A 24931-nucleotide genomic window follows, 5' to 3' on the forward strand; every position below is an offset into this window, starting at 1 on the left:
CACGACCGATGATGGCGCCAACACCATGTACCTGAAGACCCTGACGATTCGCGGATTCAAGTCGTTTGCCTCGGCGACGACCTTTGAGTTCGAGCCGGGCGTCACCGCCGTCGTGGGTCCCAACGGTTCCGGAAAGTCCAATGTGGTGGACGCTCTGGCCTGGGTGATGGGGGAGCAGGGCGCCAAGAATCTGCGCGGCGGGAAGATGGAGGACGTCATCTTCGCCGGCACCTCAGGACGATCGGCGCTCGGACGAGCCCAAGTCTCGCTGACCATTGACAACTCTGATGGCGCTCTGCCGATTGAGTATTCCGAGGTCACCATTTCGCGGACCCTCTTCCGCTCCGGCGGTTCCGAGTACGCGATCAACGGCAACAGCTGTCGTCTCCTGGACATCCAGGAACTGCTCTCCGACTCGGGGCTGGGCCGCGAGATGCACGTCATCGTCGGGCAGGGGCAGCTTGACCGCATCCTGCAGGCGACCCCGGAAGAGCGCCGCGGGTTCATTGAGGAAGCCTCCGGCATTCTCAAACACCGACGGCGCAAAGAGCGTTCCGTGCGCAAGCTGGATTCGATGCGCAGCAACCTGGACCGGGTACGCGACCTCACCGAGGAAGTGCGTCGTCAGCTGGGACCGTTGTCGCGCCAGGCCGCCACGGCACGCAAAGCTCAGCGGATCCAATTTGATGTCCGCGATGCTCGTGCTCGGCTGTTGGCCGATGAGGTCGTCACCCAGACACAGATCGTTGACGACGTCGCCGCACACGATGACGCGATCGGAGAACGACTCGCCAGCGCCACCCGCAAGCAAGAACAGGCGGAGGCCGAGAGTGCCCGTCTGGCGGAACAATCCGGCACCGCTGCCGAAGCAGCCGCGGCAGCACGCGATCATTGGTACGCGCTGTCGAACCTCGCTGAACGCTACCGTTCCCTGGAAGCGCTCAATACCGAGCGGCTCACCGCGGCGGCTGCTCCGCAACCGGCTCGGACGGGACCTGACCCGGACACGGCCGCGGCGCAGGCAGAACAATCCGAACGTGAACAGGCTACGGCACTGTCCGCGGTGGAAACCGCTCAGAGGGCACTCGAAGAGTCCACGCAACGCCGCCAACAAGCAGAACGCGCGGCACGCATCGCCGCCGAGACATACACCCAGCTCCTTCAGCAAGCCGCAGACCGGCGCCAAGCGGTCGCAGTCGCACAGGGTGCGGTCGATACGGCGCTCGCCCAGGTCAACTCGTTAACAAGCCAGCTCGATCGAACCGACGCCGACCTGGACCATGTGGCCGCCACGGTCGAAGACTTTCAACAGCAGTTGGCTGCCTGGGACCAACCCGATGGCGAAACCGACTCAGTCACCGGCGTCGAAGAGGAAGCTCTGGCAGCCCAGCAACAGGTGACCGCGTTGCGGGAGCAACTCGCCGCTCAGGACCGGTTGGTGTCGGAAGCGCGCTCCGCTCATAGCTCTGCGACCACTCGCCGTGACGTGCTGCAGGAGGGTCTCCGCCCTGCCCCTGGCTCGGCGCTCTCACTGCTGGAACCGCTCGGTGTGGCAGACCTGTCGCCGTTACTGGCGGTGGAGTCGGGCTGGGAGCGGGCGGTCACGGTGGCACTCGGTGAGGGCCTGGAACAGCTGTGGTCCGAAGACGCCGTCAGCACGGAACAGGTCATCGACGCCCTGGTGTCTGGCCGGGGCGGCGATGCTCGGGTGATCTTTGGGGGAGCCGACCGACCTCTCGCGGCAGGAGCAGGACGCGTTCTCACCACGGGGATGCACCCGGTCGGAGACATCGTGCGAGTCCAAGACGGCGCACCGCAGCACCTGATCCATGCCCTGCACCACGTCCTCGCCGATGTGGTGTTCGTTGACGACGTCGAGACGGCGCGGCAATGGTGGACCATGCATGTTGGTGAGGAATCTGCCCGAAGGCTGGTCACTCCTCAGGGACACGTGGTGGGACACAGCGATGTCTCCGTACGTGGTCACGACGTCGCCTCCGCGCTCGAAACCCGCGCCGCGGCCGAAGCGGCGGCCGAGGCTGCTGAGCAAACTGCGGCCACGGTTCAGACCACGCAGTCCCGCCGGGACGAATTGGCCAAGGAGCTAGCTCAGGCGGTGTCCCACGAGAAGGGCCTCTCGGAGCGGCTCCATCAGGAACGAACCGAACGAGCCGCGGCCCAAGAGCGGCACAGCTCTATCCAGCGGGGTCTGTCCCAGGCACAGCAATCGTGGCAACGGCTACAGGAACAGCGAAAAGGCCTGGAAGAGTCGCTGGCGGAAGCAGAGAAGAAGCTGGTCGTTTCCCAGGAACGGCTCGAGGCCGCACAGGCCGCACAGATGGCGTCCGGTGAGGCGGGCGGCGCTACCGAGGTGTCCTCCGCAGACAAAGACACCGCAGAGCAAGCTGCCTCGCAGGCGCGTACCGAGGAGACCGAATCACGCCTGGCGCTGCGCACCGCCGAGGCCGTCCAGCAGCAGGCCGTGCAACGTACGGAGCAGGCACGGCGTCGAGTCCAGGCAGCCAGGCTCGCGCAACAAGAGGAACAGCGCGCAGAAGCCCGGCGTCGTCGCAGTCTGGACCGGTTGGGCGCCCTGCGAGCGGCCATTTCCGAGGCCACGCAGAAGATACAGGCCTCCGTCCAGCGCGCCGAAGATGACCGGCGTGGCCTCGAAGAACAGCGCGCGGAATTGGACGGCCTGCGCAAGACGGCACTGCAGGAGGCAGAGGCCGCACGCAAGGATGTCAGCAGGGCCAAAGACGAGGTCCACGCCCGCGAGATGGCGCTGCAGGAACAGCAACTCAAGCTCGAGCAGCTCCACCAGCGTGCCCTGGATGAACTCGGCTACACGGCCGACTACCTGATCGAGAACTTCGGGCCCGAACTTCCTGTTCCGCTGAACCCGCCTGAAGCGGAGGACGAGGACTCGGCTCCCGAGGCCGACGTCGAGACGATGCCGTTCGACCGTGAGGAACAGGCCCAGCGATTGCGCCGGGCTCAACGCCAACTGACCGCACTGGGCAAGGTCAACCCGTTGGCCCTGGAAGAGTACGCCGCAGTGGAGGAGCGGCACCAGTACCTCTCCGAACAGCTGGCCGACCTGGAACAGTCGCGCAAGGACCTGCTGCAGATCATCGCCGACGTCGACGCCACGGTGCTGCGGGTCTTCGAATCCGCTTTCAACGACACCGCCGCCCAATTCCAGCACGTCTTCGCCACCCTGTTCCCGGGCGGAGAGGGCAAGCTCTCTCTTACCGAGCCCGACAACCTGTTGGAGACCGGCATCGAGGTGGAAGCACGTCCGGCGGGCAAGAAGGTCAAACGGCTGTCGCTGCTTTCTGGTGGTGAACGCTCACTGGCCGCGGTAGCTATGCTCGTGTCAATCTTCAAGGCCCGGCCGTCACCGTTCTACGTGATGGATGAGGTCGAAGCGGCCCTGGACGACACCAACCTTTCGCGCCTGCTCACCATCTTCCGGGAGCTACAGCAGGACTCACAGCTGATCATCATCACCCATCAGAAACGCACGATGGAGGTGGCAGACGCCCTCTATGGGGTGTCCATGCGCGGCGACGGCGTCACCAAGGTGATCAGCCAACGTCTCGATGGCTCTGCTCGGCAGACCCAGAGTCCGCAGGCGTGATCTTCGGCAACGCACCCGTCCTGGGGCCACCCGGAACCACCGGATTGTTGGTTTCCGGCGCCAACAGCCAGCCGATTCCGGCCATGACGAGCACCGCACCAGTAATGGCGAACGCCAGTTCATAGTTCGCGACGTCGACCAGGAATCCGACCAGCAACGGTCCCACAATCGCCCCGAGATCCGAGGACATCTGCGCGGTCGACATCACCGAGCCCGCCTTGCGGTTCTGCCCTACCAAATCCGCGATGGCGGCTTGTTGCGGTGCATTGAGCATCCCGGTTCCCATCCCCGCAGCAATGCACAGGGCCAAGAACCACCAGGCATCGGGGGAGAACCCGATGGCGGCGGTGGCCACACCGGCGATCATCAGTCCGGGAATGATGAGCGGGCGCCGTCCGTAACGGTCGGAGAGCCGCGACGAGAAAGTGATGGCGACGATGTTTCCAGCGGCAAACACCGCGAGCGCAGCGGCAGCCGTCTGAGGGCCGTTGAGGATGAACCCCGAGCCGACGAAGGCGCTGGCGGCAAACAAGGGCGTGATCGAGTTACGCACTCCAAAGGTGGCCCAGCCATTGGCCAAGAACGAACCGAGTGAGGCCCGGTAGGCGCCATGGCCCCAGGCCTCCGCGACGGGCATCGCCGTTCGGGTGTCCGGGGTACGCCGGTCGGCCAGGCGAGATTCCCGCAACAGCACGAACACCAGCCCCGCCGCGATGAGCAGTGCGGTGCCATAAATGATGAACGGCACACGCGGTCCCCAGGTGGCTAACAGCCCACCGACGACGGGTCCGGCGATATTGCCGATCAGAAAAGCCGAGGCATAGGCACCCGAGACCCGCCCACGAATCGACGGCGGCGATTTACGGGCCAGGAAGGACATGGCCGAAACGGTGAACAGGGTGGAACCCAAACCGCCCAAGCCTCGGAAGACCAGCAACTGCCAGTAGGTTTGTGCCGAGGCGATCAAGAACATGGAGATCGCCACGATGGTCACACCGATCATGTACACCGGGGTCTCCCCGAACCGGCTGGTCGCACGTCCCGACACGGGGGCAAACACCAGGCGAGTCAGCCCGAAAGCCGATACCACCGCCGAGACTGCGAATGCACCGACCCCAAAGGACTGGGCGTATTGCGGCAGAACGGGGGCGATGATGCCGAACCCGATGGCGATGATGAACGCGCAGCCGATGAGCACTTTGATCTCACGAGGGATGGTCACACGGTGAGTTGTTTCGGCAGAGCGGCGCATGCCCCCGATTATCTCAACGATTTCGTGCGACGACAGGGGCGAATCAAGCACTATGCGACCAGCAGAATCCCCGTGGGCGGAATCAATGTGTCAAGATGAAGACGTGGAGATCATCATCATTATCGCCGTGCTCGTTCCGGTCCTGGTCGGCCTCGTGCTGGCCATCCTGCTGGATCGGCCGCAGAAGCCCAAGACCCCGTACCTCACCGATCGCGATGCCGACGACCTGGATCCTGGTTCGGACGTCGGCCCCGCGACCATTGCAGACTCCGACGGGGCAGTGTTGCCCGTCGACCATGCGCCCCTGACCACGCCGACGGATGAACTCGTCGCCGATCACCACCCGGCGCCGGTCGAGGAAGCTCCCGTTGTTGAGGAGGAGCCGGCAGCTCCCGCCGTCGAGAGCCCGGCTCCAGTCGCTGGACGTTTGGCACGGCTGCGCTCGCGGTTGGCCAAGTCCAATAATGTCTTCTCCCAGGGCCTGCTTGCCCTGCTTTCCAGCGACTCCATCGACGACGACGTCTGGGACGAAGTCGAAGAGAGCCTGCTTGTAGCTGATCTGGGCACCGAACCCACTCTGGAGCTGGTGGACCGCTTGCGTGAACGCGTCACCGTGGAAGGCACCAAAGACCCAGAAGCGGTGCGGGCGATGCTGCGCGAAGAGCTCATCAAGATCGTCGACCCCGGCCTGGATCGTCGCCTGACTGCTACCCCGACCGATGGCATTCCGGCCGTCATGATGGTGGTCGGCGTCAACGGCGTGGGGAAGACCACCACCGTGGGCAAGATCGCCCGAGTGCTGGTGGCCGAGCAGCGGGAAGTGGTGCTCGGCGCTGCCGATACCTTCCGCGCCGCGGCCGCCGAGCAGCTGGCCACTTGGGGTGCGCGCGTCGGCGTGGACACCGTGCGCTCGGATGTGGAGCAGGCCGACCCGGCCTCGGTGGCCTTCGAAGCGGTGAAGACCGGTATCGAGCGCGAGACTGACGTTGTGCTCATCGACACCGCGGGTCGCTTGCAGAACAAGGCGAACCTGATGGACGAGCTAGGCAAGATCAAGCGCGTCGTGGAGAAGCAGGCCCCGGTCGGCGAAGTGCTGCTGGTGCTGGACGCCACCACCGGGCAGAACGGGCTGAGCCAGGCCAAGGTCTTCGCCGAGGCGGTCAATATCACCGGCATCGTGCTCACCAAGCTCGACGGGACGGCCAAGGGCGGCATCGTGGTGCCTATTCAGCGGCAGCTAGGCGTCCCTGTCAAGCTGATTGGTCTCGGCGAAGGCGCCGACGATCTGGCTCCGTTCGAGGTCGAGGCTTTCGTCGATGCGCTGCTGAGCGAATAACAGCGACCATCCAGCGTCGCGTAACGTGCTGTTAACACAGACGTGGTGACCGTCACCCGATGGAAACACCACTGAGGGCACCGTGAAACACGGTGCCCTCAGTGTTTAACCATCAGCCGCGGAGGGCCCGCGGCAATGGTGAGAGGACAACCATGGAAACGATGGAGCTGAGCGCAGTCGACGTCTGGACGATGGTCACTGCAGCCCTGGTGCTGTTGATGACTCCCGGGCTCGCTTTCTTCTACGGCGGCATGACACGGGCTAAAGCCGCACTCAACATGATCATGATGAGCTTCGTCTCGATCGCGATCGTCGGCATCGTCTGGGTGCTGTGGGGCTTCAATATGACCGGAGCCGAAGACGGCGGCCTCGGTTTCGGCGGCATCTTTGCCAACCCCTTCTCGGACTTCGGCCTGCGCGGGATGATGAGCGACCCGTCTGCGATGATCGGTGTCGGATTCGGCGCCACGTTCGCCATCATCTCCGTCGCCCTGATCTCGGGCGCAGTCGCGGACCGGGCCAAATTCAGCACCTGGTGTGTCTTCGTCCCGCTGTGGACCACCTTGGTGTACTGCCCGCTGGCCTTCATGGTCTGGGGTGGTGGCCTGATGGGTCCCGACGGCGCCATCGGCTCCATCTTCGGTGAAGCGGTCGACTACGCTGGCGGTCTCGTGGTGCACATCTCCGCAGGCGTTTCGGCCCTCGTATTGGCCCTGCTCATGGGCAAGCGCCAGGGCTTCGGCACCGACCCGGGTCACCGTCCCCACAACTTGCCCTTCGTCCTGCTCGGTGCCGGCATCCTGTGGTTCGGTTGGTTCGGGTTCAACGGCGGTGCGGCCACTGATGCTGCCGAAGCCGGTCAGATCTGGGTCAACACCCTGGTGGCTCCCGGCGCGGCGATGTTGGGCTGGATCATCGTGGAGATCATCCGCATCGGCCGTCCGACGGCTCTCGGCTCCGCCTCGGGCCTGGTCGCGGGTCTGGTGGCCATCACCCCGGCCTGCGCTTTCGTGGAACCGCTCGGCGCCATTGCGATCGGCCTCATTGCCGGTGTGCTCGCCGGTGCTGCCGTCCAGCTCAAGTACAAGCTGGGCTTCGATGATTCGCTCGACGTCGTGGGCGTTCACCTGGTAGCCGGTATCGTGGGCACCGTGATGATCGGCTTCTTCGGGGTCATGCAGGAAGACGGCCGCGGCGGTCTCTTCTACGGCGGCGACATGCGACTGCTGGCTGCGGAGGTGCTTTCCGTGATCGTGGCTGTCGCCTTCGCCGCGGTGATGACCACCATCGTGGGCCTGGCGCTGAAGTACACCATGGGACTGCGCGTCTCGACCCAGGACGAGATCCGCGGTGTGGACTACTCCGAACACCGTGAATCCGCCTACACCCTGTTCTCCGAAGGTACCGAGACCACCGTTATCGGTGACGACGAGGGCCAGTCGACCATCGCCGGTTACGAACAGGGCGACAAGCAACCCGTGAGCTGATGCAACTCTGAATCAGTGCTACAGCACTACGGCGATGGCTGGTCGACGAATCGACCAGCCATCGCGTGTGTCATCACCGAGATTCGGCGGTTGGAGCTGGAATCGGCTCGGCGCAATCGAGTTGCTAGGCTTAAGGGCAGACTGCATCCGAGGCACCAGTCGCGAAAGCACGCCAGATCCGCCAGTGTGCGCTGCTGGGCCCGAACCACGACGAAAGAACTCATACTGTGTTCAACTCCTTGACCGACCGATTGACATCGACCTTCCGGAATCTGAAGGGTAAAGGTCGCCTGTCCGAGGCCGATATTGATGCCACGGCACGGGAGATTCGGCGAGCGCTTCTCGACGCCGACGTCGCCGTGCCAGCCGTGCGTGACTTCATCTCCCATGTGAAGGAACGTGCTCTCGGCGCCGAGGTGTCCGAGGCACTGAACCCGGGCCAGCAGGTCGTCAAGATCGTCAACTCGGAACTCGAGCGCATTCTTGGCGGTGAGACCCGTCGACTGACCCTGGCGAAGACTCCGCCGACCGTGATCATGCTGGTGGGTCTGCAAGGTGCGGGTAAAACGACTCTGGCGGGCAAGCTGTCCAAGCACCTGAAGGATCAGGGTCACACGCCCATGTTGGTGGCGGCCGACCTGCAGCGCCCCAATGCCGTGCGACAGCTGGAGATCAACGGCGAGCGGGCTGGTGTGCCGGTGTTCGCGCCGCACCCTGGCGTGTCGTCGGAAGCGGAAGCGCCGACCGGTGATCCCGTCCAGGTCTCACGCGATGGCATTGCGGAAGCGACACGCAAGCAGCATGACATCGTGATCGTGGACACCGCCGGCCGTACCGGTGTGGATGCCGAGCTGATGCAGCAGGCCAGCGATATTCGCGCTGCGATCAACCCCGACGAAGTCCTCTTCGTCATTGACGCCATGATCGGTCAAGACGCTGTCGCTACGGCTCAGGCCTTCAACGAGGGCGTTGGATTTACCGGTGTCGTGCTCTCCAAGCTTGACGGCGACGCCCGCGGTGGTGCCGCCCTGTCTGTCGTCAATGTCACCGGCAAGCCAATCATGTTCGCCTCCACCGGTGAGCAGCTGAACGACTTCGAAGTTTTCCACCCGGACCGGATGGCATCGCGCATCCTCGATATGGGTGACGTGCTCAGCCTCATCGAGCAGGCCGAGAAGAGCTGGGACAAAGACGAAGCGCAGAAGATGGCGCAGAAGTTCGTCGACCAGGAAGACTTCACCCTGGACGACTTCCTGAACCAGATGCAGCAGCTCAAAAAGATGGGCTCGATGAAGAAGATGCTGATGATGATGCCGGGTGCAGCCGGCATGCGTCAGCAGCTCGAGCAGTTCGATGACAGCCAGATTGATCGCATCGAGGCGATCATCCGGTCCATGACTCCGCATGAGCGCAACGCGCCGAAAATCATCAACGGTTCGCGCCGGGCCCGTATCGCACGAGGTTCCGGTGTTCATGTGTCCGAAGTCAACGGTTTGCTCGAGCGTTTCGGCCAGGCACAGAAGATGATGAAGAAGATGGCCTCCGGCGGGGGAGGGATGCCAGGAATGCCGGGCATGCCCGGTGCCGGTCACGGGGGATCCAAGCGCAAAAACGCCAAGGGGAAGAACAAAAACAAACCTAAGTCAGGGAATCCTGCCAAGGCAGCAGCAGAAATGAAAGCCATGGAGGAACGCCGGAACCGGCCTCGTCAGAATCCGCTGAGCGGAAGCTCTTTCGGCCAGGGCGCAGATCAGCAGGGAGGGTTCGACATGTCGGATCTCAATCTTCCCAAAGGCTTTGATAAGTACCTGAAATAGGCTAAAACGTTGCCATAGTGCTGTGTGGGACGCTCTCGGACCGAGGGCGTCCCTTTTTTCAAGAATGTTATGAAGATCGGGAATGAATCGTCGAGGGCCACAGTTGTACATGTCAAGATAGTTCAAATCTGAAGAATATGACATCCGCTCTAGGCGATCAGGAAACACTCATTATGAACCGTGCACAAGACATCGATTCTCTGCCCACAGGACTCTCCATGGGCATCGTTACTCTCAAGAGTGAAGACGTCCCTAGCCTTCAGGATTATTACGAGCAGGCCCTGGGGCTGACGGTCGTCGCTCAGAATGGACCGGACGTGGTGCTTGGTCGCGCCGGTCAGCCGTTGCTGGCCATTGACGAGGCCCGCGGTCTGAAGCTGCCGAATCGCAACGAGGCTGGCCTGTTCCACACGGCATTCCTCTTCGACACGCAGGCCGACCTAGCGGCCGTCGTCTACAAGGCGTTGCGTCACGACGCGAGTCGTTTCGTTGGGAGCTCGGACCACCACGTTTCGGAAGCCTTCTACTTCCAGGATCCGGAAAACAACGGCATTGAACTGTATTGGGATCGTCCACGCGATCAGTGGCTGTGGAACGGGTCGGAAGTGCACATGGTGACCGAGCACCTGGTCTGGGACCAGTACCTGAACACCCACCTCACGGAAGAGCGCTTCCAGAACCTCGAGCAGTCGACGGCAGAAATCGGTCACGTGCACCTGCAGGTGGGCGATGTTGCCACCGCCGAGAAGTTCTACGTAGACGTGCTCGGATTCGACAAGACCGCGGGGCTGGGCACCCAGGCGCTCTTCGTTTCTGCCGGCGGGTACCACCACCACATGGCCATGAATACCTGGAACTCCACCGGCGCAGGCCCGCGCCGCAACACCCTGGGGCTGGGGCGTGTGGACATCACGCTTCCCGCTGGTGAAGGACTGGGCGCCGTTGAAGATCGCCTTCGCACCGCCGGCTATGTGGTCGAGCCGACCGCAGGCGGAATCGAAACCCGGGACCCGTGGAACACCCTGCTGCGCCTGAAAGCTGACGCGCCCGCCGCGTGAGTGTGTCGGGTTCGCATCGGATGCGGGCATCTGGCACAATAGGACGGTACTGAATTGCTGTGCGGGCGACCCTCTATCCTCTGGCAGTAATTCTGTAGCGCGGCCGGTTTGAGCCACCAACCCCACGGTAGGCTCGCGGGCTGCACCCCAACAAGAACCAGGAGCACCACACCAGTGGCCGTAAAGATTCGTCTGAAGCGCATGGGCAAGATCCGTGCACCTCACTACCGCGTCGTCGTTGCCGATTCTCGTGCCAAGCGCGATGGTCGCAACATCGAGGAGATCGGGCACTACCACCCGACCGAGAACCCCTCCTACATCAACATCAAGTCTGATCGTGCTCAGTACTGGCTCTCCGTCGGCGCTCAGCCGACCGAGCAGGTGCTGGCACTGCTGAAGGTCACCGGCGACTGGCAGAAGTTCAAGGGCCTGCCGGGCGCCGAAGGCACCCTGCAGCAGCCCGAGGGCAAGGAAGAGTTCGTGGCTCCCGAAAAGGGCTCCGTGATCCTTCCCGAGGCCATCACCCCGAAGGCCGAAGAAACACCGGCCGCTGAAGAAGCACCGGCTTCCGACGAGGCTGCCGCTGAGGGCGAGACTGAAGAGAAGTCCGAGTGACCATGCTTCAAGAAGCGCTGGAGCACCTCGTCCGTGGAATCGTAGATTCACCGGAGGAAGTCCAGGTGGACCTGCGGAACAATCGGCGAGGCGAGCTCCTGGAAGTGCGTGTGCACCCGGATGACCTCGGCCGTGTGATTGGCCGCAAGGGTCGTACCGCTTCGGCATTGCGTACGGTGGTGGACAGCCTGGCTGGGCATCCCGTTCGCGTGGACGTTGTCGACACTGATCGTCGGCGCTAACCCACATCAGCTTGGCGATCATGGCCCGTGATGAGCAATCATCGCGGGCCATCGTCATGTCTGCCACCAGCATGCGCTAGCGTGGTGCACACCTTCCCGAGAGAGGATTCCTTCATGGCCGACTCAGCCAACGCCGGCGGTTCAACCTCCGAGGATGAACTTGTTCGTGTGGCACGCATTGGAAAACCGCACGGCATCAAAGGCGATGTCACCGTGCAAGTCTTCACGGATATGCCCGAAGAACGTTTCGTGCCCGGTGCAGTGTTGTCGGTACGCGAGGGCTCTCCCGGAACGCACAGCACCGTGACCGTCTCGCGAGCTCGGTGGAACAAGCACATCCTGGTCCTCGGGTTCGAAGAGTTTTCTGATCGGAACGCGGCCGAACTGCACCGCAATGCCCAACTATTCGCTGCACCAGCCACAGTCACAGAAGACGACGGCTGGTACGAGGACGACCTGCTCGATTTCACCGTTCGTCATCCCGACGCGGGGGAGGAGCCACTGGGCCGGGTGACCGGACTGATCACGGGCGACGCCCAGGACCTGCTCGAAATCGCGCTGACCTCGGGCGAGACCGCGCTGATACCGTTCGTCGAAGAAATCGTTCCCGAGATCGACGAGGAATCGCGGATCGTCTACGTGACTCCGCCGGACGGATTGCTGGAGCTCTTCCAAGAAACCGACGAGGACGAGCCGGAGGCCACACGATGAGGATCGACATCATCTCGATCTTTCCCGAGTACTTGTCTGCGCTGGATATTTCTCTCATCGGTAAAGCGCGAACTGATGGCCTTCTCGATATCCGAGTGCATGATCTGCGGGATTTCACCTTCGACCGGCATCGCACCGTGGACGACACGCCCTACGGTGGCGGAGCCGGCATGGTCATGAAACCAGAGCCGTGGGCGTTGGCGATTGAGCACATCCTTGAAGAGGTCGATTCACGTCCTCGCCTCCTGGTGCCGACGCCGTCGGGGGCGGTTTTCAGCCAGGGCCATGCGCAACGACTTTCTCAGGATGACCATCTCATCTTTGCCTGTGGTCGCTACGAAGGTATCGACGAGCGGTTCTTCGAATGGGCCACCAACGTGTGCGATGTGGAATTGGTGTCACTCGGAGATTACGTCCTCAACGGGGGAGAAGTGGCCGCTCTGGCCATGATCGAGGCCGTAGGCCGACTCGTCCCCGGAGTGGTGGGAAACCCGGACTCATTGGTCGAGGAGTCCCATTCCGATGGTCTCCTTGAATACCCGGTGTACACGAAACCGTCGCAGTGGCGGGGTGCTCAGGTCCCAGAAATCCTGCTGTCGGGCGACCACGGCAAGATTGCTGCCTGGCGACACGAACAACAGCTCATGCGAACGCAGCAGCGGCGCCCCGACCTGCTGAGCTGATTTACGGGACGAGAACCATGAAGTGAGGCGTCCACCTGGAAGCCGGACACCGGTTTCTGGCATAATGGACAAGTTGTCTGCCGGGTACGTGTTCTGCCGCAGGGGTGTACGTGCTGTAGGCGGACGAACGGTATGGGCGGATGAGACCGTCCCTTATCGAGACTTCCACCACGGATCACCCGCTTAAGGGCCCGTTGACCATGTGGGTGACCTGCGGCATCTGCTAGGAGTACAGTTCCATGAACATTTTGGATCAGCTGGATTCAGCTTCGCTGCGTAACGACGTTCCGGACTTCCGCCCTGGTGACACGGTAAAAGTCCACGTGAACATCATCGAGGGTAAGACCTCCCGTGTTCAGGTCTTCCAGGGCTACGTCCTGGGCCGCCAGGGCTCGGGCGTCCGCGAGACCTTCGCCGTGCGTAAGGTGTCGTTCGGTGTTGGCGTTGAGCGTGTCTTCCCGGTTCACTCCCCGGTGATCGAGAAGATCGAGCTCGTCACCCGCGGTGACGTGCGTCGCGCGAAGCTCTACTACATGCGTGATCGTCACGGCAAGGCTGCTCGCATCCGCGAGAAGCGCGTCAACGGCTGATTGCGTCGTAAGATCACCGGAGGATTGTGAAACAACGCGATTCTTCTGCTCAGGCTCCGTCTCCCGTTCGGGAGGCGGAGCCTCGTGCGTGGTGGCGGCGAACCGGATTCTGGATCAGTTGCGCGGCCGTAGCACTCCTGATTGGCGTGGCTGTCGTATTCATCACCCGCGATGAGTATGTGAATACCTACACCATCCCTTCCGAGTCCATGCAGCCTGGGCTGGTGGTTGGTGACCGGATCGAGATCGATCCGCACGCCTACGACAACGACAACGTTCAACGTGGCGATGTCGTGGTTTTTGACTCATCCGGAAGCTTCGCGCCGTACCAAAGTCGTACGGCACTGCAACGCTTCCTCGATGACATGCTAGAAGACCTGGGCCTGCGTGCAGATCCGCATGCCATGGTGAAGCGCGTGATCGGAGTCGGTGGTGACGCCGTCGAATGCTGCACAGCCAACGGCCAGCTACGCGTCAATGGAGAACCCTTGTCGGAGCCGTACCTCGCCGAACCAGCGCCTCCAGGCCGTGCTTCCATGGATAGATTTACCGTGACGGTGCCTGAAGGCCGAGTTTTCGTGCTCGGAGATAATCGTCATGCCTCCGAGGACTCGAGGGCGCTTCTTGGATCCGCCGGAGGTGGGATGATTCCAGAGTCCAAGATTCGAGGACGCTACCTCTCCACCAGGTAGAGTGGGGATGATGTCTGCCTCCGCTTCTGAACGATCCGATGATATTGCTGCACCGCAGAGCGGTCCGGCAGATTCCGACCACCATGAACGTCCGGTCAGTTTCGGCCGGCGAATCTGGTCCATGGTGCGTGAACTGCTCATCGTTATCGTCATTGCACTCGTCGTTTCGTTCCTGTTCAAGACCTTCCTGTTCCGCGCCTTCGTGATCCCCTCGGGATCGATGGAGCAGACGCTGCAGGTGAATGATCGCATTTTCGTGAACTTGATGGTCCCCGGAGTGTGGGATCTGGAACGTGGCGACGTGGTGGTTTTTGAAGATACTCAGGGGTGGCTACCGCCAGCGGAGGACAACTCCAATGTTCTTCACGATGCCCTCCAGCTGATTGGGCTCGCTCCAGACTCGTCAGAACAGCATGTCGTCAAGCGAATCATCGGGATGCCTGGCGACCATGTCACCGTCGACGAAGAAACACAAGCACTCGTCGTCAATGGCCAGATCTTGGATGAGGAAGCCTACTTGTACCCGGGCGTGGTCGGTTCCGAGACGGACTTTGACATCACCGTGCCGGAAGGACACTTGTGGGTGATGGGGGATCACCGCGATGCCTCCGGGGACTCGCGTGCGCATCAGAATGGTCCCGGCGAAGGTTTCGTGAGCCTTGACGACGTAACCGGGCGCGCCGAAGTGATCGCCTGGCCTCTGAACCGCTGGGGGAGTGCTGGATCGAACAATGACGTCTTCGCCGACGTCCCGGACCCAGAGGCTCCATGACGGTGCTGCTCGCCGATCTAAAAGTCGAGAAGGAGATCCTGGCCGGTTTTGCCGGCGGGGCGGGTCCACTCGTGATCGCCGGAATGGACGAGGTCGGCCGTGGAGCCCTTGCCGGTCCGGTGACTGTTGGTGTCGCTGCCGTCACCGTGAGCCTCGACACCGAAGCGATGACAGGCCTCAGGGATTCCAAAGCGCTCTCGGCGACTCGGCGCGAAGGGCTGGAACCGAAAATCGTGGAATGGTGCGATGCGGTTGCAGCAGATCACGCCTCGGCAGAGGAAATCGATGAGTATGGGATCTCCGCTGGGTTAGCTCTGGCCGCTCGTCGTTCCTGGACCCAACTGGTGAACAGCCTCGGCCGAGTCCCCGACGTCTTGTTGCTCGACGGGCGCGATAACTGGTTGAGCCGTGCCCCGCACCAACTTGTCCAGGACATGCCTGCATTGCCGCATCACATTCATCTTCAGATCAAGGCCGATGCCCAGTGCGCATCCGTGGCCGCCGCAGCCATTTTCGCCAAAGTGGCAAGAGATCGGTTGATGGCCGAACTCGACGAACAACATCCAGAATTCGGGTGGAAGAAGAACAAAGGATACGGTGCCGCTGTTCATCGTGACGCGTTGCTCACCTACGGTCCCACCTCGTACCATCGTCGGAGCTGGAACCTGACCGGGGGCCACAACCCCAACCAAGGAGCTTTGCTGTAGATCATGAGTGATATGAACGGCGACGACCTCGAAGACTACGAGGCCGGACAAGAGCTGACGCTGTATCGCGAGTATCGGGATGTCGTGACCCTGTTCCGCTACGTCGTTGAAACAGACCGTCGTTTCTACCTCGCCAACGAGGTCAAAGTCACGACTCACGCCGAAGCCTCGGACGTGTACTTTGAGATCGAAATGGAAGACGCTTGGGTCTGGGACATCTATCGCACCTCCCGGTTTATCAAGCGGGCGAAAGTGCTGAGCTTCAAGGACATCAACGTCGAAGAGCTCAGCGCTGGGACGGACCTGAACGATCTGTCTCTTCCTGACGGTCCGTCAACGCCGCAGTCCTAATGAGAGCCGACTCCTCCACACGATGACGTAGACGGTTCTACATCCCCAACCCGCAATAGCAGATCGGTAGAGTTCGCTTCCCGCATTCGAGACTGAATGCGGAGGTAGCGATGAAAACAACGACAGCGTTCACATCAACCGGATCTACATCGGGAATAGCCCGGCAACGTCTGGGGCGAGACGGCGAGGAATGGGCTGTAGGGGTCCTGCGCTCGCGAGGATATCTGGTTCTTGCCCGAAATTGGCGTGGCCACGACGGCGAGCTTGACTTGATCTGTGTCGAGAGCGGCGCCGTGGTGGCCGTGGAGGTCAAGACCCGGCGTAGTCACGACTACGGTCATCCCGCAGAATCGGTGACACCGGAGAAACTTCGCCGGATAGAGCGCTTGCTCCTTTGCTGGGTGCACACTCAGCGGCCCGCTTGGCTGCGGGCGCGTCGTCGAGTCGATGTCATTGCCTTGACTCTGGACACACCCAGTGGTTCCGTAATTGAGATCCGACGGGACGTGGGTCATGGATGAGAGCCTGCTCGGGGACATCAGCACGGTCATTATCGACGACCAACCCACTCGTCTCGGTAGAGCCCACTCCGTGGCGCTGTCCGGGATGTCAGGCTCGATCGTGGAAATCGAGGCCGACATTGGGCAGTCATTGCCAGGGTTTACCCTTTTGGGACTACCGGATCAATCATTGCAAGAAGCCAAAGATAGGATCAGGTCGGCTGCACGCAATTCCGGCCAGGAACTGACCCGTCGCCACCTTACGGTGAACCTCATTCCAGCGAGTCTGCATAAGCGCGGGTCCGTGTTCGACCTGGGTATCGCTATGGCAGCGCTGGCAGCCGATTGCCGCATCGAAGGCGAATCACGCCCCGTTTTTCTCGCCGCCTTGGGCTTGGACGGCGCATTGCGCCACGCACCTGGAATCCTGCCGGCTGTGATGACGAGTGTTGCGCACGGGTTCACCGAGATCATCGTCTCGGAAGAATCTGCACGAGAAGCGCGCATGGTTCCGGGAGCACACGTACAGGCATTCCGACATCTCTCTGAAGTGATTCGCGCGTTCGGCGGATTCGCTCGTGCCACCGTTAAGACAGACGAGATAAAACGACCGGCGATGGTCGATAGCGTTGTGCCGCGCCCTACGCTGGATTTATCCGACGTAGTTGGCCAGCACGAAGCACGATTCGCCTTAGAAATAGCCGCAGCCGGGGGACACCATCTGATGCTGGAAGGGCCACCTGGAGCAGGGAAAACCATGCTCGCCGAGCGTCTCCCAAGTATCCTTCCTGAACTATCCGACCGTACGGCATTGGAAGCTACTGCATTGCGGTCTGTTGCGTCGCCCGGAGGAAGCGTCTCGTCTTTGGTGCGCACGGCACCTTTCCAAGCGCCCCACCATTCTTCGACAATGGCATCGATCATTGGGGGTGGCAGCGGGATGGCTCGCCCGGGAGCCGTGTCGTTGGCACACGGCGGCGTGCTTTTCCTGGACGAAGCGCCAGAGTTCGACCGTCGTGTCTTGGACGCATTACGACAGCCATTGGAATCGCGACACGTCGAATTGCACCGTTCCATTAGCTCGGTGACCTATCCCGCTTCATTCCAGTTGGTTCTCGCCAGCAATCCATGCCCATGCGGCTGGGACGACGGAACCGGGCGTCGGTGCGATTGCACGTCACTACAACGCCGACGGTATACCTCACGACTCTCCGGACCATTGCTCGACAGGATCGATATTCAGGTCGTCGTTCCACGAGTCACTGCCAGCGAGGTGACGGGACCAGATGCCGGAGAAACCTCAGCCCACGTGCTTGCACGGGTCCAACAAGCAGTGGACCGGCAACGAGAACGGCTGAATCCGCTCGGCGTCGAGAGAAACATGGAACTGACGGGCACGCTGCTCAAACACCCGAGACTGAGACTCCAACCGAAGGCGTTGACCGCGCTGGACGGCGCATTGGATCGTGGTGAGATGACGGCGCGCGGATACGCACGTGTACTCCGGCTTGCGTGGACCCTGGCAGACCTAGACGGTCGTGACTGGCCAGACGCAGATGAAATTGATACGGCCATGAATCTACGAATGCAACGCGAACGACTGAGGAACGGATCATGACCCAGGCAGGCAACGATAAATCCATCCGCATCGCCCGCGCCGCACTGACCCAGGTGATTGAACCAGCTGATACTTATGGTTCGGTTCTGGTAGACCGCTGGGGACCGGCGAGAACCCTCGATGTCATTCTCAGAAATGATCATCCCTTAGGAGCGGAGTGGCAGTCATTGGGGGAACATGCAGGAAAATTCCGGGATGCCCTCGGCAGATGGCAACGGAAGAAATCGTACGTCAATCCGGAACGAGCCCTGGATCGAATCACCTCGATGGGTGGCGGACTACTCATCCCAGAAGACCCAGAATGGCCCGTAGCACTCGATGATTTAGGACCCCAGAAACCATTGGGGCTCTGGTGGATCGGTCGGCCTGAGGTTCCGTCGTCGACAAAGACCATTGCCATCGTGGGAAGCCGGGAAGCGACGAACTACGGCACCCACGCGACGCAACGCTTTGTGCGATGGCTGGCCGCCCATCACTTCTGTGTGGCCTCCGGCGGCGCCTATGGAATCGATGCGGCAGCCCACCGCGCCGCACTAGACCATGGCACAGGAGAATATATGCCAACGCTTGCTGTGCTCGCCGGCGGCCTGGATCAGTTCTATCCCGCGGGTAATCATCGTCTTTTGGAACAGATTGCTGAGCGCGGCACCGTGTTGTCCGAACTGCCACCGGGATTCAGGCCGAACCGCTATCGCTTTCTCCACCGGAATCGACTCCTGGCGTCCTTGTCGACGGCAACGCTGGTCGTTGAAGCTCGCTGGCGCTCCGGTGCGCAAAATACGGCCGGTCATGCACTGGAATTAGGGAGGGAAGTGGGTGCGGTGCCCGGTCCTGTCGATTCGGCTTCGTCAACGGGCTGCCACCGTCTCTTGCGAGAGACTCCGGCGCAATTGATCGCTGATGAGAGCGACTTAGCCGACCTGGTGGGTTGGGACGAGGATCTTCCAGTTGCTGTGGAACTGCACGGGTCCGACGAGTCAGGTTCGGTGCTCGATGGGCTCTCTGATCAAGCTCGGATGATTTTTGAAGCCCTGCCGGTACGATCCGGTACCACCATAGATAAGCTCTGTTCGATCACGGGCAGTTCGGCGGGGGAGGTGATGCGTCAACTGGTCCGTCTGCAACGGGCTGGACGCAGCGAAAAAGTCGCCAGTGGGTGGCGAAAGATCGTGGCCTGAAGCGGTGTTGAGCCGCCTTCGCCTCGTCAACATGACACACTGAAAAGATGACACAGCCGGATCAGTCGGGGCCGCTCCTGGCGTTACGTGACGAAGAGTGGATCGAAGATTTCGTCGCGTACTTGCGGCACGAACAGCATCGATCGGAACAGACTGTTCGTGCCTATCGGAGTGACGTCCGCGGCCTGTTGCTGGATATTGCTACCCCTGATCTGGCAACCAAGAACGAAGCTCCTGAGCCACAGCTTGGTTCGCTGACACTTCAGGACCTGCGTGCATGGCTGGCCGAGTTGAATCGACGAGGAGTCTCACGTGCCACCGTGGCACGGAAGACTGCCAGTGTACGCGGATTCCTGCGCTGGGCGCGTCGAGAAGGGCTCATTGACACGGATCCATCCGCCAAACTGATGACGCCCCGGAAAGAAAGTCGCTTGCCTCCGACACTGACGACCGCTCAGACGACTCGCATACTTGATGCCACCGCCGCACGGGCTACGTCTGTTCCGCAGGAGGGGCAGGACGAGGGGGAGGACCAGATACGGGCCGCACTTGCCCTGCGCGATTTGGCCATGCTTGAACTGCTTTACGCCTCGGGCATCCGTGTCGGTGAACTTGTCGGAATGAATCTCTCGAGTGTTGACTCAGTCGATGGCAAGGTTACGGTCATCGGTAAAGGCGACAAAGAACGTGTGGTGCCCATCAACCGGCCGGCAGTGAATGCCGTGACCTCGTGGACGGAACGCGGCCGCCCGCTACTGGTCCGTGCCGAACATACTCCGCCGGATGCGCTGTTCTTAGGAAAACGAGGCGGACGCATCGGTGTTCGTCAGGTGCGGGACGTCGTCAATGATGTCTTGGCGGAGCTCGGAGATACCTCGGCCCGGGGGCCGCACGTTTTCCGCCATACCGCGGCCACCCATCTACTCGACGGCGGGGCGGATCTGCGTTCGGTGCAGGAAATTCTAGGACATTCCTCGCTGCAGACCACACAGCTCTATACCCATGTGTCGATCGAGCGTTTACGACGCGGGTATACCCAAGCGCATCCACGAGCCTGAAGCACGGAGGACCTGAATCGAACACGGACACCGGCAGGTGCGTGCCTCGTGGTGCGTTGCTGCCAGCTATCGTGCATAATGGTGATGAACGTAAGACCTCCTGATCAATGCGGGGATGTTGGGGAAGACATACCGCGCAGTTGAGGGAGGATCATATGTCTGACGCAATGGCTCGTGGAATCCTATACATCCACTCAGCCCCTGCAGCGCTGTGCCCACATATCGAGTGGGCGGTCAGCGCTGTTCTTGGTGCCCAGGACCAGTTGGAGTGGTCGCTCCAGCCGGCGGCCCCGGGTACGTATCGTGCCGAAATCCACTGGATTGCCGCGCCCGGCAGTGGTGCGCAGCTCGCGTCCTCGTTGCGCGGCTGGGCCCACCTTCGGTACGAGATCACCGAAGAAGCTAGCGCAGGCTGCGATGGCTCCCGGTGGTCACACACCCCCGAGCTCGGCATCTTCCAGGCCACCACGGACGTTGGCGGCAACATCATGGTGTCTGAAGACCGCATTCGCTTTGCCTATGAGCAGGGTGCCGGCGATCCTTCCGCCATCTTCCATGAACTGAGCTTGGCATTGGGAGAAGCATGGGACGACGAACTAGAACCCTTCCGCCAGGCTGCCGACGGCGCCCCCGTGCGCTGGTTGCACCAGGTCGGCTAGTCGTCTAGATTTCGCGTCTCCCTCAACGACAGCGACCTCGGCACACCCGATAGACAGAGGCGGGGCGGATCAGGAAACACAACCTGATCCGCCCCGCCTCTGTATGCGAAATCGAGAGTCAGACGCTCCGGAACACGGCCACCGAGTTGTGACCGCCAAATCCGAATGAATTGCTGATGGCGACCTTCTGTCCCTCGGGAAGTGCGCGCGGGGTACCCGTGACGACGTCCAGCGGGATCTCCGGGTCCTGGTGGTCGAGGTTGATGGTCAACGGAGCCTTGCCTTCGTGCAGAGCCAGCACGGTGAGGATCGACTCGATGGCACCGGATGCCCCCAGGAGGTGACCGGTCTGCGACTTGGTGGCCGAGACGGCGATGTTGTCCACGTGATCGCCGAAGACGCTCTTCATTGCCACGTACTCCGGACGGTCACCGACCGGGGTAGAGGTGGCGTGAGCGTTCACATGGACTACGTCGGTGGGTTCAGCACCGGCGACGCTCAGCGCCTGACGCAGAGCCCGGGCGGCGCCTAGACCCTCGTCATCGGGCGCGGTGATATGGAAAGAATCGGAAGTAACTGCGGTACCGGCGAGCTCACCGTAGATCCGGGCGCCGCGGGCCCGAGCGTGTTCCTCGGACTCGATGATCAACGCGCCGGCGCCCTCGCCGAGCACGAAACCGTCGCGGTCTTTGTCGTAGGGGCGCGATGCTGCTTGAGGGTCGTCGTTACGCTTGGACAGCGCCTGCATGGCGGCAAAGGCAGCGATCGGCAGCGGGTGGATGGCCGCTTCCGTGCCGCCGGAGATCACCACATCGGCTTCACCGTTTTCGATGAGGCGACGGGCCATATCCAGAGCTTCGGTGCCGGAGGCGCATGCAGAGACAGGAGTGCGTGCTCCACCGCGGGCACCGAGATCCAGCGAGATAGCTGCAGCAGGCCCGTTAGGCATGAGCATAGGCACGGTCATGGGGAGCACACGACGAGGCCCCTTGTTACGGAGGGTGTCCCAGCCATCGAGCAGCGTCCACACGCCACCGATGCCGGTGCCGAACGAGACCGTCAGTCGTTCTGCTTCCACGGCGTCTTCGCTGAGGCCGGCGTCGGCCCAGGCCTCACGAGCGGCAATCACGCCGTACTGGGTGGTGGGGTCCATGCGCTTGAGCTCAACCCGAGAGAGTTTCTCGCCGGGGGCTTCCGCGAGCTGCGCGGCGAATCGGACGGGAAGCTCGTACTCGGCCACCCATTCCTGCTCTAACGGACGGGCACCCGAAACGCCCTGGAGCGCGTTTTGCCAGAAGGTGGGGACGTCAGCGCCGATCGGGGTGGTGGCGCCGAGACCGGTAATGACGGCTTTGCGAGTCATGCAGATCTGCCTTCAATCCTGCGTGGTGCTCCGGATCAGAGCGGGAGCGGTGGTCAAGGTGGAACGAATCAGGCCCCGTGGTGCCGCGTACGGGTGACGCAGGCGGCACCACGATGGGATCGATTCACCGTCGCCCGAAGGCGAGGGAGGCCGTATCAGGCCTGTGCGTTGGAGATGTAGTCGACGGCGTCGCCCACGGTCTTGAGGTTCTTGACTTCCTCATCCGGGATCTTAACGTCGAAGCGCTCTTCGGCGTTGACGACGATGGTCATCATCGAGATCGAGTCGATGTCCAGGTCCTCGGTGAAGGACTTCTCGGTCTGGATCTCAGCGGTCTCCAGTCCGGTCTCTTCATTGACGATCTCGGCCAGGCCGGAGAGGATTTCTTCCTTGCTTGCCATGTGTGGCTCCTTCGATGGTGTCGATATGGGGTGTTCGGGAGGTTTCCCGGGTCTGTTGCAGAGGCCGGCTCAAGGGAGCCGTACCACCTGGGCGCCGTAGACCAGCCCGGCGCCAAAACCAATCTGCAGTGCCAGGGTGCCGGAGAGTTCCGGGTGCTCTTCGAGCAACCGGTGCATGGCCAGCGGGATGGATGCTGCAGAAGTATTGCCCGCATCGGCAATGTCTCGAGCGATCACGACGTTTTCGGGCAGCTTCAGCTGCTTGGAAAATTCGTCGATGATGCGCATGTTTGCCTGATGCGGGATGAACGCGCTGAGGTCCTCGGAAGTGACCCCGGCGGCGTCGAGAGCTTGCTGTGCGACTTTGGCCATGGACCAGACGGCCCAGCGGAAGACGCTTGGGCCATCCTGACGCAGGGTGGGCCACAGCTTGTTTTCGGGGTCCACTAGAGCGGAAGTGTCACCGGAGGTGCGTGCCTGTTCCAGGGCATCGCGCATATCCAGCTGGGAACGCGTCATGGAGATGGTGTCCCAGCGTTCACCCTCCGAACCCCAGACCGAGCGGCCGATACCGGGCTCATCGGCGGGGCCCACGACGACGGCGCCGGCGCCGTCACCCAGTAAGAACGAGATGCTGCGATCGGTGGGGTCGACCACGTCGGAGAGCTTCTCGGCGCCGATCACCAGCACGTAACGGGCCACACCGGAACGCACCAGGGCATCGGCCTGGGCCACGCCGTAGCAATAGCCGGCGCAGGCGGCGGAGATGTCGTATGCCGGAGCGGGGGAGGCGCCCAATAGGTGGGCGACCTTAGCTGCCGCGGAGGGGGTGGCGAACGGAAACGTCACGGTGGAGACGAGCACCGCGCCGAGGTCGGAAGCGCTCAGGCCGGCGCGTTCCAACGCCTGTCGACCGGCCGTCACCGCGAGATCGATCAGGGACGTGTCGGTGTCGGCGCGCTGACGGGTGACGATCCCGGTGCGCTGGCGGATCCACTCATCGGAAGAATCGATGGCAGCGACGAGCTCATCGTTGGGGACCAGCCGGTCTGGGCGCCCGGCGCCGACGCTGATGATGCGGCTCCCTGCGACGGGTTCCGACTGGTTCAACGTGACTGTGCTCAATGTGTGTCCTCTAATCGATGGTGCGGTGATGTGGGCGCCGGTGGCGTCAGCTGGTGTGCTCGGCGATGAACTCGCGGGCAGTGCCGAGATCTTCGGGTGAAGTGATGGCCACGGAAGGAACCCCGCGCATTGCCCGCTTGGCGAGTCCCTTCAGGGTGCCTCCAGGCAGCAGCTCCAGAATGCCGGTGACGTTGGCCTCGGTGAGTGATTGCATGCAGAGATCCCAACGCACCGGGGAAGTCACCTGCGAAACCAGCCGCTCGAGGGCATCGGTGCCATCGGTAACGATGGCCCCATCACGGTTGGACAATAAGGTCACGTGGGGGTTTTGGGGCTGCAGAGCCGAAGCCGTGGTCCGTAGCGCATCTACCGCAGGGGCCATGTAGTCGGTGTGGAAGGCACCTGCCACCTTAAGCAGGATGACGCGGGCCTTGGCGGGCGGATCTGCAGCGAGTTCGTTGAGGCGTTCGAGGGAGCCTGCAGCCACCACCTGGCCGCCTCCGTTGATGTTGGCGGGGGTGAGCCCCAAGGAGTCGAGCTTCGCTTGTACTTCGTCAGCGTCGCCACCGAGCACGGCTGCCATGCCGGTTTCGGCTGCTGCAGCGGCGGAGGCCATCCCGGTGGCTCGGACCCGGACGAAGTCCAGGGCGGCGGCGGGGCTGAGCACCCCGGCCAGGGCGGTAGCTGTGATTTCGCCGACAGAGTGGCCGGCGGTGATCCAGCGAGCCGGGTCCAGTTGGTCTAGATTCAGGGCCTGGGCGGAGAGCAAACCGGCCGCCACGATCAGGGGCTGCGCAACGGCGGTGTCCTTGATGGTGTCTGCGTCGGATTCGGTGCCGTGGGTGACCAGATCGATGCCGGTGGCGTCGGACCACGCCGTCAGGCTGTCCGCTGCGCCCTCGAGGTCTAACCACGGGGCGAGCATTCCTGGGGTCTGAGATCCCTGTCCCGGGCACACAATCGCAAGCATGCTTCTTACTCTCCCAAAATCCGGCGTCGCTGTTCGTCAGGCGGAGACACCAACCTGCGCACTCTAGATTGTAGGGTTTCTACAAACGTGGTGCAGCGCCGAA

24 protein-coding genes are annotated in these 24931 nt (G+C 62.2%); 19 read left to right on the plus strand and 5 right to left on the minus strand.

Annotation, left to right across the window (positions count from 1 at the left end; translation table 11 throughout):
- Positions 1–25: 25 nt before the first annotated feature.
- On the plus strand, positions 26–3643 hold the full coding sequence (smc, locus tag P8192_RS06650) for a chromosome segregation protein SMC (protein WP_278159489.1): 3618 nt from the start codon (positions 26–28) through the stop codon (positions 3641–3643).
- On the opposite strand, the gene P8192_RS06655 is transcribed toward smc, so the two are convergent.
- Positions 3591–4895 (minus strand): MFS transporter, encoded by a 1305-nt coding sequence (locus P8192_RS06655; RefSeq protein WP_278159490.1) that lies wholly within the window; start codon positions 4893–4895, stop codon positions 3591–3593. The genes smc and P8192_RS06655 overlap by 53 nt on opposite strands.
- 112 nt (positions 4896–5007) lie before the next feature.
- On the opposite strand from P8192_RS06655, the gene ftsY reads away from it, so the two are divergent.
- From ftsY to P8192_RS06745, 18 genes are all read left to right on the plus strand, one after another.
- A complete protein-coding gene (gene ftsY, locus P8192_RS06660; protein ID WP_431521168.1) occupies positions 5008–6231 on the plus strand; it encodes a signal recognition particle-docking protein FtsY in 1224 nt (407 codons plus the stop codon).
- Between the two features lie 161 nt (positions 6232–6392).
- On the plus strand, positions 6393–7718 hold the full coding sequence (locus P8192_RS06665) for an ammonium transporter (protein ID WP_270105518.1): 1326 nt from the start codon (positions 6393–6395) through the stop codon (positions 7716–7718).
- 227 nt (positions 7719–7945) lie between these two features.
- Positions 7946–9535, plus strand: a complete 1590-nt coding sequence (gene ffh / locus P8192_RS06670; RefSeq protein ID WP_270105517.1) for a signal recognition particle protein — start codon at positions 7946–7948, stop codon at positions 9533–9535.
- Positions 9536–9708: 173 nt separating this feature from the next.
- Positions 9709–10593, plus strand: coding sequence for a VOC family protein (locus P8192_RS06675; protein WP_278159494.1), 885 nt, complete (start codon positions 9709–9711; stop codon positions 10591–10593).
- 174 nt (positions 10594–10767) lie between these two features.
- Positions 10768–11208: a 30S ribosomal protein S16 gene (rpsP, locus tag P8192_RS06680; protein ID WP_278159496.1), complete on the plus strand. Its 441-nt coding sequence runs from the start codon at positions 10768–10770 to the stop codon at positions 11206–11208.
- A gap of 2 nt (positions 11209–11210) precedes the next feature.
- Complete coding sequence (locus tag P8192_RS06685; RefSeq protein WP_270107587.1) at positions 11211–11450, plus strand: RNA-binding protein; 240 nt, start codon at positions 11211–11213, stop codon at positions 11448–11450.
- A gap of 114 nt (positions 11451–11564) precedes the next feature.
- On the plus strand, positions 11565–12161 hold the full coding sequence (gene rimM / locus P8192_RS06690; RefSeq protein WP_278159499.1) for a ribosome maturation factor RimM: 597 nt from the start codon (positions 11565–11567) through the stop codon (positions 12159–12161).
- Positions 12158–12844, plus strand: coding sequence for a tRNA (guanosine(37)-N1)-methyltransferase TrmD (trmD, locus tag P8192_RS06695; RefSeq protein ID WP_278159501.1), 687 nt, complete (start codon positions 12158–12160; stop codon positions 12842–12844). Before rimM ends, trmD begins: the two co-directional genes overlap by 4 nt.
- A 239-nt stretch (positions 12845–13083) precedes the next feature.
- Positions 13084–13434: a 50S ribosomal protein L19 gene (rplS, locus tag P8192_RS06700; RefSeq protein ID WP_270105512.1), complete on the plus strand. Its 351-nt coding sequence runs from the start codon at positions 13084–13086 to the stop codon at positions 13432–13434.
- Between the two features lie 146 nt (positions 13435–13580).
- On the plus strand, positions 13581–14126 hold the full coding sequence (gene lepB / locus P8192_RS06705; protein WP_431521152.1) for a signal peptidase I: 546 nt from the start codon (positions 13581–13583) through the stop codon (positions 14124–14126).
- A gap of 10 nt (positions 14127–14136) precedes the next feature.
- Complete coding sequence (lepB, locus tag P8192_RS06710; protein ID WP_278159505.1) at positions 14137–14898, plus strand: signal peptidase I; 762 nt, start codon at positions 14137–14139, stop codon at positions 14896–14898.
- Complete coding sequence (locus P8192_RS06715) at positions 14895–15605, plus strand: ribonuclease HII (RefSeq protein ID WP_278159506.1); 711 nt, start codon at positions 14895–14897, stop codon at positions 15603–15605. The genes lepB (P8192_RS06710) and P8192_RS06715 overlap by 4 nt, the downstream gene beginning before the upstream one ends.
- Positions 15606–15617: 12 nt before the next feature.
- On the plus strand, positions 15618–15956 hold the full coding sequence (locus P8192_RS06720; protein ID WP_270107586.1) for a DUF2469 domain-containing protein: 339 nt from the start codon (positions 15618–15620) through the stop codon (positions 15954–15956).
- A gap of 110 nt (positions 15957–16066) precedes the next feature.
- Positions 16067–16477, plus strand: coding sequence for a YraN family protein (locus P8192_RS06725; protein ID WP_270105508.1), 411 nt, complete (start codon positions 16067–16069; stop codon positions 16475–16477).
- Positions 16470–18074, plus strand: a complete 1605-nt coding sequence (locus P8192_RS06730; RefSeq protein ID WP_278159508.1) for a YifB family Mg chelatase-like AAA ATPase — start codon at positions 16470–16472, stop codon at positions 18072–18074. The genes P8192_RS06725 and P8192_RS06730 overlap by 8 nt, the downstream gene beginning before the upstream one ends.
- Positions 18071–19252, plus strand: coding sequence for a DNA-processing protein DprA (dprA, locus tag P8192_RS06735; RefSeq protein WP_278159509.1), 1182 nt, complete (start codon positions 18071–18073; stop codon positions 19250–19252). The genes P8192_RS06730 and dprA overlap by 4 nt, the downstream gene beginning before the upstream one ends.
- A 47-nt stretch (positions 19253–19299) precedes the next feature.
- A complete protein-coding gene (locus P8192_RS06740; RefSeq protein WP_278159511.1) occupies positions 19300–20310 on the plus strand; it encodes a tyrosine recombinase XerC in 1011 nt (336 codons plus the stop codon).
- Between the two features lie 155 nt (positions 20311–20465).
- A complete protein-coding gene (locus tag P8192_RS06745; RefSeq protein ID WP_270105504.1) occupies positions 20466–20969 on the plus strand; it encodes a DUF3145 domain-containing protein in 504 nt (167 codons plus the stop codon).
- A 118-nt stretch (positions 20970–21087) separates the two neighbouring features.
- Here P8192_RS06745 and fabF read toward each other — a convergent pair whose 3' ends face one another.
- The 4 genes from fabF to P8192_RS06765 all read right to left on the minus strand — a co-directional run bounded on the left by fabF (position 21088) and on the right by P8192_RS06765 (position 24828).
- Complete coding sequence (gene fabF, locus P8192_RS06750) at positions 21088–22332, minus strand: beta-ketoacyl-ACP synthase II (protein WP_278159513.1); 1245 nt, start codon at positions 22330–22332, stop codon at positions 21088–21090.
- Positions 22333–22487: 155 nt separating this feature from the next.
- Positions 22488–22733, minus strand: a complete 246-nt coding sequence (locus P8192_RS06755) for an acyl carrier protein (RefSeq protein ID WP_270105502.1) — start codon at positions 22731–22733, stop codon at positions 22488–22490.
- A 69-nt stretch (positions 22734–22802) separates the two neighbouring features.
- Positions 22803–23858, minus strand: a complete 1056-nt coding sequence (locus tag P8192_RS06760) for a beta-ketoacyl-ACP synthase III (protein WP_278159516.1) — start codon at positions 23856–23858, stop codon at positions 22803–22805.
- 46 nt (positions 23859–23904) lie between these two features.
- Entirely contained in the window at positions 23905–24828 is a 924-nt protein-coding gene (locus tag P8192_RS06765; RefSeq protein ID WP_278159518.1) for an ACP S-malonyltransferase, read from the minus strand.
- Between the last annotated feature and the right edge of the window lie 103 nt (positions 24829–24931).

It is taken from the genome of Citricoccus muralis, from assembly GCF_029637705.1.
In the GTDB taxonomy this organism is placed as follows: Bacteria; Actinomycetota; Actinomycetes; order Actinomycetales; family Micrococcaceae; genus CmP2.

Excerpts from the sequence above, each read along its gene's own strand:
- P8192_RS06765 (WP_278159518.1), bottom strand. The coding sequence starts at position 24,828 with ATGCTTGCGATTGTGTGCCCGGGACAGGGATCTCAGACCCCAGGAATG.
- P8192_RS06720 (WP_270107586.1), top strand. The coding sequence starts at position 15,618 with ATGAACGGCGACGACCTCGAAGACTACGAGGCCGGACAAGAGCTGACG.
- P8192_RS06685 (WP_270107587.1), top strand. The coding sequence starts at position 11,211 with ATGCTTCAAGAAGCGCTGGAGCACCTCGTCCGTGGAATCGTAGATTCA.
- P8192_RS06655 (WP_278159490.1), bottom strand. The coding sequence starts at position 4,895 with ATGCGCCGCTCTGCCGAAACAACTCACCGTGTGACCATCCCTCGTGAG.
- rimM (WP_278159499.1), top strand. The coding sequence starts at position 11,565 with ATGGCCGACTCAGCCAACGCCGGCGGTTCAACCTCCGAGGATGAACTT.
- trmD (WP_278159501.1), top strand. The coding sequence starts at position 12,158 with ATGAGGATCGACATCATCTCGATCTTTCCCGAGTACTTGTCTGCGCTG.
- P8192_RS06665 (WP_270105518.1), top strand. The coding sequence starts at position 6,393 with ATGGAGCTGAGCGCAGTCGACGTCTGGACGATGGTCACTGCAGCCCTG.
- P8192_RS06755 (WP_270105502.1), bottom strand. The coding sequence starts at position 22,733 with ATGGCAAGCAAGGAAGAAATCCTCTCCGGCCTGGCCGAGATCGTCAAT.
- dprA (WP_278159509.1), top strand. The coding sequence starts at position 18,071 with ATGACCCAGGCAGGCAACGATAAATCCATCCGCATCGCCCGCGCCGCA.
- P8192_RS06715 (WP_278159506.1), top strand. The coding sequence starts at position 14,895 with ATGACGGTGCTGCTCGCCGATCTAAAAGTCGAGAAGGAGATCCTGGCC.
- P8192_RS06740 (WP_278159511.1), top strand. The coding sequence starts at position 19,300 with ATGACACAGCCGGATCAGTCGGGGCCGCTCCTGGCGTTACGTGACGAA.
- P8192_RS06745 (WP_270105504.1), top strand. The coding sequence starts at position 20,466 with ATGTCTGACGCAATGGCTCGTGGAATCCTATACATCCACTCAGCCCCT.
- lepB (WP_278159505.1), top strand. The coding sequence starts at position 14,137 with ATGTCTGCCTCCGCTTCTGAACGATCCGATGATATTGCTGCACCGCAG.
- P8192_RS06675 (WP_278159494.1), top strand. The coding sequence starts at position 9,709 with ATGAACCGTGCACAAGACATCGATTCTCTGCCCACAGGACTCTCCATG.
- P8192_RS06730 (WP_278159508.1), top strand. The coding sequence starts at position 16,470 with ATGGATGAGAGCCTGCTCGGGGACATCAGCACGGTCATTATCGACGAC.
- smc (WP_278159489.1), top strand. The coding sequence starts at position 26 with ATGTACCTGAAGACCCTGACGATTCGCGGATTCAAGTCGTTTGCCTCG.
- P8192_RS06725 (WP_270105508.1), top strand. The coding sequence starts at position 16,067 with ATGAAAACAACGACAGCGTTCACATCAACCGGATCTACATCGGGAATA.
- rplS (WP_270105512.1), top strand. The coding sequence starts at position 13,084 with ATGAACATTTTGGATCAGCTGGATTCAGCTTCGCTGCGTAACGACGTT.
- fabF (WP_278159513.1), bottom strand. The coding sequence starts at position 22,332 with ATGACTCGCAAAGCCGTCATTACCGGTCTCGGCGCCACCACCCCGATC.